Raw genomic sequence first — 12,338 nt, 5'->3', positions numbered from 1 at the left:
TAGACCACTACACTATGGTGTTAGTAATCCATCAAGGAAACTTCCTAAAAATTCCGTAACCTCGTCTGAGAAAGTGAAAAGCTTATTGAGCCTGTCATTTTCGCTAAAACTTACATGACTTATACATTCAGATCCTAGGTCAAGTAAGCTGCTCGGAAATTCGAATTCTGATTGCACAATAAATTTATTGAGCAAAGAAATTTCTGATTTGGTAAAAATCTTAAAAATCAATCCAACTAACAAAAGAGCACTCATGCACTCATACGGCACACTATTTGGAGCGCCACACTCCAGTCGTTGATCCAGATCCAAAATTTTGTGAACTATACGCGATGTTTGACTATTAAAGTAGACTCTCCCCGCTCCGGGAGGAGTCCGATCTGTCCTGGGGACTAGCAGCATACGCAGTACCAGATTAACTGCCTGAATAAGCTCACGAGCGTCTACAAGTATGTTGGTACCTGGCAAAGCACATAGCTTGTGCCGGTGAAGCCTCTGAACCCAGGTCTGAACACGTAGCGTTAACCATGCGCGGGAGGAGTTTGCGGGAAGCCTATACAATCGTCTATGAGGCCTGCCGGGAACGTAATCACCTAGGTTGCCTCTTACAAACGCTTGCCACTGCTTTTCGACAGCTGGACAGCTATCGATATGGCTTAGCAAGCATCTGTGCTCAGCACAATAAGGGTTAGTAAAATAGCACCAGGACTTCCTCCACGATGGAAATCTCTTGGACACAACGTCTGAATGAATGCATAGGTGACAGTATGCAGTGCGAATTCCCGGTGCTAAAAGAAAGTCAGACGACGCACCAAAATAGCTTAACAAAGATTTAGTATCGATCCCTAGTTTATTTGCAATAATTATTCCTTGTGACTGATGAAAATCAAACTCCACCCCTAAACTAAACGGATCAGAAAATTGGACCCCAAGGTCACACGCCCCCCAAAAAATAATTGCGCTCTCTGAAATTGCTAGGGTTTTAGGGTCGAGGGCGCACCTAGTCATCCACGAGGGGAAAGTTTCATCATAGATAGGATGAACGAGATTGTGAATTTTCATATCTTACTCACTTCATTGATTTGTAACCCCAAGGATCCAGGACGGCTTTTTCAATAAGCTCTTTCGTGATTCGTTCTTCACCTGTGATGACTGCGTAGATCGCAGCCGACTTCACTATTCGCAATACGTTATCCATCAATCCCTTAGAATGGTAATGGATCAGTCGCACCATATCTTCTTGATATAAGAGCGAGTCATTCTTCAAGCTAACTTTTTTTTCTAACGTTGCAAGAAAATTGCGGAAGTCATGATTGATGCCCCATGGCTTCAACTCAACGGTATGATAGCGCCTGTTCAATTGCACATCTGAACTCAAAGCGTTTTTGGCCGCTCGCGTTCCAAATCCAATCACAGATAAATTAAATGGATCGCCGGAAAGCCCTTTCTGGAGAGAAAGATTTTTTAACTGTTCATTTCTAGGCACCAACAAGAGGTCGTGAAACTCATCAATAACCAGTACCCTGATCTCCCGAGACTGTATGAAGCCTGCTACCTCTTGCGAAAGCATTCCACGTTTTTCCGCGAGTCGCATTGGAACACCGAGAGACTCCAAAATAAGTTGCTTATAATTAAGATTATTCGGGTTTTCTGCCAACGAAAGAAAAGCAAACGGTGAACCTAGGCCTCGATTCATTTTCTTAAACTGGTTCACTATAGCGGTTTTTCCGCTACCACCGTCCCCGTAGACTAGCATACATGGTGCTGTAGTGCGCTTAGGTACCTGAGACAACGCAATGATTGAATTGATTATTCTTCCTGCTTGCGGACACTCAATCCATACGTCTTTATGGATGTTTCTGATCCTTTCTTCAGTGGCCCCATCATCTCCAGAAAAATCGTGTTTCATTTAAAGCACCTCACTCATCTTCAATCTCATAAATATCCGGAGCCTTTGAAAAATCTATGTCTGAACTAGGGTTTCCAATTGATATTTTTTGAGAGCCGAAGTGTTGATTTAGAGTATGTTTAGCATAGGCTTTTATAGCCTGTTCGTTTTTCTTCGATTTCTTGGTTGTCTTTTTAGCCTCCTCAACTATTTCTTCATTTTTGTCCCGAATCAAGACAGTGCCTGGCCTCATAGTCCTCGGCTTACTTAGACGCTTCGTCGCGCCTTCAATCAAATACTCCTCGTAAGAAAAGTCCTCATGCGTCAAATCAGAGAAGTGCAGTTCGATATATTCTTTTCCTACCCTTGCCCAAACTGTATATAGTGCGTAGGGGTCGTACTTGATAACGACATTGCGCATCCCGATAAGATTTTTAAGCTCCGGGGACCAGTATTTACGAAGAAACAATTTAACCCCCACGGGATGAATCTGGCGGCGCTTCTCCGGCATGAAATCCAGACGAAACTTGAAGGGGTCTGTAATTATTGTCGGCTGCGTTATCAGTCCGGTTGGCGATGTGAAACTTTTTTCCCACATTTCCGATGGCGGGCACCTTAATGCGCTATGTTCCTTGTAATTGTATATTTCTACCTCCCCAGCAAACCATTTAGTAAATTCGCTTATGGTGAGCACCGCGTCTTTTTCACTTTCGATCTTCCCTCTTGCTATTACGTTAGACATTGTAGTGCCTGGTAGAAATTGGACGTGACTGGTCATCATTGTGCCAATCAGTCTTTCGATATGACCACCATAGTGTTTTCTACCTATTGGGCGCCACTTTGGTGTAATTCCGTGAATTGAACATGCACCTTCTAGCTTGGGACTTTTGAACTCCCTTGCGTTATCCATGTGCAATACTTCTGGAATACCATAAAAAGGATGCACCACGTGATCACACCCAAGATTCTCCAGGTATTTTTTTTTGGCAAAGCTGCGTGAGTAATTGCGCAGGCCACTGACAATGTAGATGGCGCGTGAAATGCGACATAATAGCCTAGGATTACTCTAGTATGGACGTCGATAACTAAAGTAACCCACGGCCTGAACAACGGCTTTCGAGTTTCTTCGTCAACTAAAATACAGTCAACAAGAGTATGATCTATTTGCACCCATTCCAACGGATGCGTCAAATTAATCTTCCCGGGCTTGGCTCCATAATTTTGAATTGCGGATTCTGTGCCATATTTTAGTCGATGTACCTCTCTTTTCCCCAATCCCTTAATTCTCGTGACAACAGTACTCAATGAAGGTACGGGAAGATCCTGCTTGGTACATTGCGCACTGACCTCATCCCAGACCTTAACGTAAGTAGCGGCAGGCCCTTTGTATTTCTTTTTTATCGCATTGCTAATCACCTCTTCAATTTCGGCGGACAGTAAAATTTGCCCTGCCTCTCTACCTGGCACGCCAGGGTATAAAGAGCTAGCACCTAACTCCTCGCTAAATTTATTTAGAAGATTATAGAATGCGCTTTTTTTGGTATTTGTAAGCGACATTGCCTGATTGATCGTTATCTCACCATTCAAATATCGTTGAATCGCAAGATATCGCTCTCCTGCCTTAATTTTTATTTCGTCAGGCACATCCTCGTCGATTACTTGGTAATCACCTTCGAGATTATCGGTGCTAATGAGGGATGGTAAAAATTTTATATCCCCAACGTCAACAATCATCGACTTACGAGAGCTAAATATTTTAACTTCGACTTGCGCTACAGACACTACTTTAACTACTACAGCAGGCTCGCCCATAACCACAACATTCAAATTTGGCCTTATCTCTACATCGTGCATATCGCCATCCTCTTTTTCAAAGTAAGCAATATGTAGTAAATCTATCTGAAAAAATCAAATTGGTGATACTCATATAAATATCAGAATAAATAAATTGTTTTTTAACAGAATTTCAATGAGTTGCAGCAATAAGACAATACCATTGACAACGGCAATCGCCAGGAGATATATAAGATTATCCGCTTATTTCCACATGGTCTTTTAACCGGTTTATTTCTTACCTTTTAAATCTTCCTCACAATCGAAAGCCCGCTCACAAGCCTCATTGAACGCCAGTAACGCACCTGGGCTATGTGGCCTTAGCAGCCCTAGATCCCCCCCAACAAAACTGCTCATCCGCCGGAAAAAATCAAATTTTCATTTGTTTTTTCCGGCGGATGAGCATTTTTTTTTGGATTTTCTTTAAAAATGAATTAGTTAATATTTTCCGGCGTTTTAGCAATCGTCACACATGCTCACGTCGGCTCAGGCTCCTTTCCAGACCCAGGCTGAAAATCCGCCGGTGTCATTCCATAGCAAACAATGAACACGTCGCGGCACCCTCGCTCGCGGTACCACTTCACAACGCTCTCGATCATCTGGCCCAGATCGAGCATCTGTGAACACATTGCAATATTCCTCCTGGTCGAATCGAAGACGCGACCGGATGTTCGCAGGTGCAGCGTAAAAAACGTGAGCAGATCGTGCTTATCAACGCGTTTGTCATCAGCAGCAATCTTGCCAGCGTGCTGCAGCTCGCGATGAGCGTCATTGATCAACTTGGGGTCCAGGTCATACGTATCATTGACCTGACCATGGTTGCCGCTGGGCCGCGCGACGAAGCTTTTCAACAAAATCTCCATGCCGATCGCCGCGTTGACCTGGACAACGGCCATCATGTCATGCCCAGTAAGCAGGTATTTCGCGGCCTCGCAATAACAGTACGCGCTTTCGATCATCCAACGTTAGTGATCACTCATGAGCTACCCTGCCCTTATGATATGTAAAAAAGGAATAACTCAACTAAATAACTATTTAGTTGAGTTATAAGTATGCGCCTTCAAAGTACTGTGCCGGCTACGCACCTCACTCCCACCGGCACAGTAATTCACCGCCGTAAAGTCAATGCACGACGGTAGCTGCCTCTTTGAGCCACACCCCTTCAAGCCAGACATCCTGCTTTTCAACCTCAGTACTGAAACCCAGGCTCGCCAGACGGTCGTTCTGTGTCGCGCTGGTGAGGTCGATCTGCACTGTCCCTTCGCTGTCCAGGTCAACCTTGCGGGTGACCGCGTCCCCTGCCCCGTTGGTGTAGGTCAGGCTGAACTGGCCGCTGCCAGCCAGGGTCAGGCGGCAGCCTTCGCGCAGTCGAATACCAGGCGGCAGCTCGAAGGTCAGGCCGCTGCGCAGTCTGTCGTACGGCAGGCGCAGCAGCCCTTCTTCCTCGCTTGCGCCCTGGGTCTTGAGGACTTCGCTCAGGTCGCTGCCGGCCAGTTCGGTTCGCAGTTCCCTCGCCTGTTGGTCCAGCAAGTCCAGTTGGGTCAGCAGGCTTTGCCGCAGGCTGGGTAGTTCATCGGTCTGCGAGGGCCTGGCGACCAGTGCGGCCAGGGTGGCTTCAATGAGGCTTTCGGCCTGTTTCGACAACTGGTTGGTGTATGCCGCGAGTAGCGCAAAGGGTGGCGACAGCTGATTCTTGCCCTGTTCGGTAAGCGCCGCCTGCGCTTTCAGGTAGGCATGCACGTTTTCGCTGTTCCAGCACAATCCCAACAGTTGTTTCAGTTGTTGCGTACTGGCTCCGGCCAGACCAAGGAACAACGCCAGTCGCGAGACGCAGCTATCAAGCTGTTTCAGCTCGGTGGCGCAGTCTGTTTTAATACGCTTGTTGTAACTTTCGATCCACTGTTGCTGGACCTGACGGCAGTCTTCACTGAGCGCTACGAACAGGCCGTTGTCATGCTGCAGCAGGCTGGCTTCGATCACCCGATCATCCTGGATTTTCAGCGTTACCAGCGGCACCGTTTCAGCGCCGTACTGCATGAGCAGTTGACGCGTCGAATCATCGCCAACCAGGCGCAGGTCACAGGCGTTCAGTGCATGCCCCAGGGCAAGGGTGCGGCATAACTTCTGCCGGCGCCAATCGCCTGCGGGCGCGTTGAGATAGCTCTGCAAGGCGGCCAGATCAAGGTCGCGCCGGTGCGGCTGGTCAGACTCAATCGTGTCGGCAACCAGGTCGCTCAGGGCCAGCCGTGGGAAACGATCGAACATCAGCGGCAACAGATAAGGCGTGTTGGTCAATTGTTCGGTGGGCAGGCGCAGGTTCTGGCCGAACTCCCGTACCGTAACGCCGCGGCTGGCATGCAGCACCTCCAGCGCAGATTGCAGGTACTGTTCAATCAGGCGGTTAAAGAAGGCGCTGTCCTGCTGCAGGCTGAGCAAAAACTGCCTGGATTTGGCTACCGGCGCATCGACCAGCTCCACCACCGTGGCCATGATGCTCAACGGGTTATCCAGCCACTGCGCGTACCAGGATTGCAGGTTCAGGTAGCGCTTGGTCAGGGGGAAAGCCACAGCCGTCGACTTCCAGACCTTGCTGGAGCGGTCGTCCGCGTCCGACTCCTGGGATGAATAGTAGAACGCGAAGCAGTCGGCAAAGTGATCGGTAACCATGGCTCTGGCCATGTTCATCACCTCATTGCTTTCAAAGCCGTCAAAGCACAGGTTGGCCAGTGGTTGGTTGATGCCGCCGGCCAGCAGTTTGTTACGGATGCCGCTTTCCAAGCGGTCGCGCATTTGTTGCAGGCGCAAGGGATCCTCGCGCAACGCCACCAGCAACGCTGATCGGCCTTGAAGCCCTGGTTCGCCAGTTCCACCCGGTTGGCCAGGTCATCATGGCTCCAGACGATGCTGGCCAGCACCTGTTGAGTGGAGGCGCGAATTTCATGGCGGGTCATGCGCAAACCTCTCGCCAGATCGTCTCTCAGGCAGTCCAGTTTCTGGGTCACTTGCGCAGACATATCATCGAGCTGGCGCTGCAGGTCGTCGAAACGGGCATCGACCTGATGGTTGAACACGCTCATCTGCCAGCTCAGGCTTTGGTTCATGTTCTGCAATTGCTCCATGACCTGATCGAAGCGCTTGTTCAAATTCTCGTACACCTGGGTGATTTGCTCGGAGATGGCCTTGGCCGCTTCCAGGTAAGGGTCAGGTTGTGGGTTGAACATGCTGTAGATACTGGCCGCCAGGTTGACCACCGACATGACCGCACCAAACACGCCCATGGCACCGCCGATCGATTGCACGGCATTGCTGATCGACTTGATGGTGTCGATGGTCGCGATCGTGATGCTGATGGTCAGGTCAACATAGTCCAGCACTTTGTTGAGGGTGGCGCGATCGTCCGAGTCGCTGATGAAACGGTTGGCCAGGGTCCGGGTGAACTTGCTGATGCCCTGTATCCCCTGCAAGACCTCGCGGGTATTGTCCAGGCCAGTGTTGAGCTTCTTCTGCGATGCCTTGCGTGCGGCCAGGGCCTGCACGCTTGGGTCGGCGTTGACCTCGCTGGTGCGCTGTTCTTCCATGCGTTTGACGTCTTTACGGCGTTTGTCGACTGTCAGTTTGTCGCGTTCGATCTCGGCTTTTTGTTGACTGGCCCACTCCTCGACATAGTCCTCTTTGGTTATACCCCGATCGGGCAGCCCTGATTTTTTCACGACAAACTCATACTTGCTCTGTATCAAGTCCAGCCTGTCCAGATCATCCAGTTCATTGCTCCGGAGGTTGATCTGCTTGTTGCTCCCATCGATCTCGATTTTCGCGTAACGGATTTTGTCGGTCAGCGGGTGGCTGGACGTCACCTTCGCCCGGTTACGCTCCACGTACTCGCTGAAGTAATCCTTCCCGGGCTTGGACTTCTCCGCCATGGCGATACCCGCGGCCCTGACCCTGGCGATGTAGGTTCGATGGTCGCCCAGATCAGGCGACGTTGATCCGGATGTCGGCTCAACTGGCAAGGTTGCGCCACTCCCCTGCCCCGGCGTTTCTCTGCTACTGCCTGCGGCCTGTTGCGGGGCTGCTGGCCCCTGCTGGCGTGTGAAAGCGTTGCTGGCGGGCGGATCGAAGGCCCAGTTGACCCACGCCAGCGGCTGGCCCAGTGGATCGACTTTTGCGGTCCAGGGCGATGTCCCATGCTGGTCGAGGAATGCCCCGGCCTGCGCCGGGTTGATGGCCGGGTATACGGTGGCCACCAGCAACTGGCGTATTGCCTGGTGGGCGCTGTCGAAGGCATCGGCGCGAAGATCCGCGGCCTTTTGCTGCGCACTGCCTGCGATGCTGTCGACGAACTGAGTCACCAAGGTCGCCAGGGCCGGGCTCCACGCCTGCAGTTGCTCGGCCATCTGCGCGCCTGCGCCCGGGTACAGGGTGAGAAAGTCGGTGGTTGCAAACGGCAGGTCTTTGAGCGAAAGGTCTGCTTTGACGTTGAGCAAGTCGCCCGGCTGTGGTTGCGCCAAGGTGGCAAACTGCTCCATGAGTTGTTTGTGCTGAAGCGCAAGCAGTGGCTGCTCCAGGGCCAGGGTCAGGATCTGTTGCAACACCACCACGCTACGCTGATAGATGGCCTGGTCGTAATGCCCCTCCCCGACCAGCCCCGGCCTTACCCGGCGGCTGGCGGTCTGTATTGCATCCACCGCCCTCGGGTCTGGCGGCGGCAACAGTTGGGCCAGGGCATGGCGCAGCGCCGCCTCGTCGGCATAGGTTTGCCCGTGCAGGGGCTCCACAGTGGCGACAACCGCCGGGCACTCCAGGCGCAGATCGCTCAGGCAGTCGTCGTCGATCACGAAGTTCGACAACAGGTTTTGCAATTGCCGGGACAGGATCGGCTCCAGCAGGTAAAGGCAGATCGCCATGCGCCCGGTCAACAATGGATAGCCCGTCAACAGATCATGTTGATCACTGGGCAACTGCGCAAGGTCAAAGTCCGCTTTGACGCGGGCAATGCGGTTTTGCGCCGGCAAGGCGGCAATCAGTGAGGCTGGGAGCAACTCGGCAAGCAGCTCGGCACTGAGCAGGCTGCTGTGGGCATTGGCGTCCTGGGCTTGCCACAACGGCGCTCCGGCACTGAGCAGCAGCGCCGTCGCCTTGGGTTGCCCAGCCGTCATTGCCTCTGCGAGCAGGGTTTTGCCGGGTAACAGGTCTACGGGCGCACCACACGCCAGCACCTGTTCCAGACTACTGGTTTGAGGGCGACAGGCCAGCCAGTGCAGCACGGTGCGTCCGTCCTTGTCCGTGGCTTGCCAGGGTGTGGAGCGCGCGTCCAGCACCTGGGGCCAGCCAGGGAAGTTCAGTTTGAGCAGATACTTGTCATGGGCAACGACCAGGTTGCCGTCGTTGAGTACCGTCATGGCGCTGGCGCCCTGCAAACTGATCTGCTGGATCACCTCATAGCCAGGCACGCTGTTTGTTCCATGCCAGAGCACCAGTCGATTGGCACTGAGCAAGGCAAAACCGCCGTTGGGTAGCGTAGCGATGTCCAGCCAACGGTCCACCTGCCCATACCAGGGCAGGTCGGTCGAGCGCAGGCCCTGGACCTTCCCGTCCTTGCGCTGTACCTGCCAAAGTTGCAAGTTGACGTCGTCACAGCACGCCAAGATGCATCCATCCGGCAGCAGGCGGAGCATGCGCGGCTGCGCCACCGAACTGGCGCCGGTCAGTGTCTGCAAGCTGCTGTCGCCAGCCTGCCAGAGGAACGTCTCGCCATCCTTGCTCACCAGTAGCAGTTGGCCACCTGCCAGGGGTACCAGCGCGGTCAGCTGTGCTGGGCCAGCAAACGTGTGGATTTGCTGGAACCCTGAAGCATCGAAGGTCCAGATCAAAGCGCTATGGCCTTGCAGCGCCGCTACCGCGTTCAGGCCGAGGCGAACCACGCAACGGATGCCATGCGCCAGCTCCGACTCCACCTGGCACCGCCCGTCCTGCAGGCGCAGGCTGAGCAGGATGCCGTCGCAGCGACGCAGCAACAGGCGGCCGTCGTTCAGCACCAGTGGTTCGTTCACGTTTTCCCCCGGTGCTCTGATGGCCAAGGTACGCTGGGTCTCGAACCCCTGGGGCAAGGGGGCCAACAGTCGCAGGGCGTTGGCGGTGGTCACCGCGATAGCGCCACAGGGCAGCGCGGCCAGGGCCTTGATTGGCAGATCGCCGAGGTCCTGGGTATGACTGACGGGAATGCTGCCATACTCCAGCACCTGGCTTGCCACGGGCAATGCCGCCACTGGCTCGCCTGCACGTGCGGCGGCCAACCAGTGGTCATCCTCGTGTTCGTTGAACGCTGGCGTCGTTGTCGGGTGACACTGGCGCAACTCGTCCGCCACGGCGGCAATCAGCGAATCCTTGTGCTTGGTCGGCAAATCATCGGCCAAATCCCAGATCATCACGCCGCCCATCTGTTGCTGCAGGGCGTAGCGGACTTTTTCGCGCAAGGATCGGGGGTCGTCATAGGTCAGCAACAGACTGCGGGATCTGCTCGCCGTGGTATAGGCATAGGGCGAGCGCGCAACTGGGTCCAGTTCATTGACGAAGGTCAGACCGGGCCAGCCAATGGCTGGGGTTTTCACACCGCCACTCTCTACAGCGGGAATGTAGCCGCCCGCCTCGCGCGCGGCGAAGATATCCCGATACAGCATTGTGCCGTGATCGACCTTTGACACGGTGCAACGCAAACCTTTGTTTTCATCGTTTGCGCCCTCGACCTCTACCACCCGTCCATAGCCAGCCAGGCCGAGGGCCAGTTGCCGGCGTGTCAGGCAACTGTTCGCCACCAGTTCCAGGTACTGGTTGACGGTTTGTGTGACGCAATAGGACGGATCAATAAGCGGTTCAACGTTTGCGCCAGGGATGTTCATCGGCGCATTGAACCAGGATTTGTCCGACCAGCTGCCATGGTAGTCATAGCTCATCACGTTGACGTGGTCGACCTGCTCGCCGATGCCACGCCAATGCTCGTTGGATAGCCTTTTGCTCAGATCCGATGAAAAGGGTACTGCCGGTGCAGCGATTGCCAGGCGCTTGTCGACGAGGGCTTTGCGCAAGTCCGCCAGCAAGTTGACATAGCCTTCGCCATCTTTGCGTAGCGGATACTCCCAATCCACCTCGAAGCCATCAAACCCCAGCGTGTGCACAGCTGTGGCCGCCGATTTAGCCAGGCGCTCGCGCTGGGTAGAGTTCCTGGAAATCTGTCGCAACTGGGCGCTGAAAGGGGCGATCTCTTTCTGTACATCGAAGGCCTTGCCCAGCAGCGCCATCAGCTCAAGGGCGTCGGCTTCGGTATTGACGTTGTCTGCGGTAATGACTTGCCTCTGGTACTTATTGCCATGCTGGATCAACCAGGCATAAAGCCCGCGTTTGTCTGCATTGTCGTCGAACAGCCCCTGGGGGTCCTCGGTGGCATAGGCATAGGCCCCTGGCGCTACATCAATAAGCCTGGATTGAGTGTCCTTGGAGGGGACTATGTAGCGCACGTTCCACTGATTCTTCGGCGCCAACCAGGTGATACAGAAGCAGTGCACCGGCGGCGTCCCTTCAGTTTCCCAGTCGGCGGCGCTGTCAACCGCATTGAAGTACACCGGCGGGCTCTTGGGCCAGCCACCGACAATCAGCGAGACCTGCAAGTTGGGGTTCAGTTGCTTCATGAACTGCAGTGCCGCAATCTGGAAGTTGTCGGCCCAGTCATCACTGCTGCACAGGCTGCCATCGTTCTGCAAACTCATCATTCCGTAGGAAATACAGTTGATGTGGTCGATGGGGATATCGGAGACAAAGTAATTGCGTTCATACATGAAGTAGTTGGCGTAGTAGCCGACAAAGCGCCGGGGCAGGTCCGCCGACTTGGCTTTGCCGGCCATGCTGCGATCAAGCACGTGCCGTACGCCGTCGCCCTTGTCCAGGATGACCGCTACGAGCGGAACTTCCTGCATACCCGTTGGGGCGGTCATGGCCCGTGCCACGCTGGAGCCATCCTGGCCATCGAGCACGACAAACACTTTGGGTAGGCACTGCACACCCGCTATTGGCGAGCGCAGGGGCAAGCCGTAGAACGAGTTGGCGTAGGACAGCTCGACCTGCTCATAGGGCCCGATAATCAGGGAATCGGGGTAGGTCACGCTCAGTAGGTAATAATCAGCACCACTACGTTCTGTGCGTGTGACACTCCCACGCTTGGGTTCACTGATCAGGCTGCCCCAGGCACAGAAGTAGTTATCGTAAAGCAAGGCCACAGAAGACGGCTGCTTATTAGGCTTCTCCGGTCCTGGATTGTAGACATGAACGTTGGAACGTAGAAAGTTGATTTTCTCTTTGTTCTCGACGTTGTCGCACGCTTGCCCATTGTTCTCGAGCCAATCTTTCGTATCTTTGGTCAAGTTGGCAGGTTTGCCGGTGCCAACGAACACATTGGTTTGGACCTGAACTTCCTTGAGTTTAATTGGAGACTTGCCGGCGTTGTACAGATACAAGGTATCGACACCTTTGCTCTTTTCGAACACGAACTGCAATCCATTACACGCTTGTTCTTGCATGGGATGCTCCTTGAACCTACGTTCAGGTCGAGACAGATCGCGCCTCTGGT

Annotated in this window: 5 protein-coding genes; all 5 read right to left on the bottom strand. The window is 53.5% G+C overall.

Annotation, left to right across the window (positions count from 1 at the left end; genetic code table 11):
• Window positions 1-1,069 precede the first annotated feature (1,069 nt).
• The 5 genes from M5G17_RS19710 to M5G17_RS19690 all read right to left on the bottom strand — a co-directional run bounded on the left by M5G17_RS19710 (window position 1,070) and on the right by M5G17_RS19690 (window position 12,288).
• A complete protein-coding gene (locus tag M5G17_RS19710; protein ID WP_273894592.1) occupies window positions 1,070-1,909 on the bottom strand; it encodes a TniB family NTP-binding protein in 840 nt (279 codons plus the stop codon).
• 10 nt (window positions 1,910-1,919) lie between these two features.
• Window positions 1,920-2,798: a Mu transposase C-terminal domain-containing protein gene (locus M5G17_RS19705; RefSeq protein WP_273894591.1), complete on the bottom strand. Its 879-nt coding sequence runs from the start codon at window positions 2,796-2,798 to the stop codon at window positions 1,920-1,922.
• Window positions 2,762-3,742 (bottom strand): hypothetical protein, encoded by a 981-nt coding sequence (locus tag M5G17_RS19700; RefSeq protein WP_273894590.1) that lies wholly within the window; start codon window positions 3,740-3,742, stop codon window positions 2,762-2,764. Before M5G17_RS19700 ends, M5G17_RS19705 begins: the two co-directional genes overlap by 37 nt.
• Before the next feature lie 455 nt (window positions 3,743-4,197).
• Entirely contained in the window at window positions 4,198-4,680 is a 483-nt protein-coding gene (locus M5G17_RS19695; RefSeq protein WP_273894589.1) for a hypothetical protein, read from the bottom strand.
• Window positions 4,681-6,405: 1,725 nt separating this feature from the next.
• Window positions 6,406-12,288, bottom strand: a complete 5,883-nt coding sequence (locus M5G17_RS19690; RefSeq protein ID WP_273894588.1) for a glycosyl hydrolase family 18 protein — start codon at window positions 12,286-12,288, stop codon at window positions 6,406-6,408.
• Window positions 12,289-12,338: the final 50 nt, after the last annotated feature.

Source organism: Pseudomonas rubra, from assembly GCF_028656935.1.
Classification (GTDB): Bacteria; Pseudomonadota; Gammaproteobacteria; order Pseudomonadales; family Pseudomonadaceae; genus Aquipseudomonas; species Aquipseudomonas rubra.
This window is presented reverse-complemented; position numbering and strand designations above follow the sequence as displayed.

Bases quoted from the DNA above. Each gene is read 5' to 3' on its own strand.
- M5G17_RS19710 (WP_273894592.1), bottom strand. From the start codon at position 1,909: ATGAAACACGATTTTTCTGGAGATGATGGGGCCACTGAAGAAAGGATC.
- M5G17_RS19705 (WP_273894591.1), bottom strand. From the start codon at position 2,798: ATGGATAACGCAAGGGAGTTCAAAAGTCCCAAGCTAGAAGGTGCATGT.
- M5G17_RS19700 (WP_273894590.1), bottom strand. From the start codon at position 3,742: ATGCACGATGTAGAGATAAGGCCAAATTTGAATGTTGTGGTTATGGGC.
- M5G17_RS19695 (WP_273894589.1), bottom strand. From the start codon at position 4,680: ATGATCGAAAGCGCGTACTGTTATTGCGAGGCCGCGAAATACCTGCTT.
- M5G17_RS19690 (WP_273894588.1), bottom strand. From the start codon at position 12,288: ATGCAAGAACAAGCGTGTAATGGATTGCAGTTCGTGTTCGAAAAGAGC.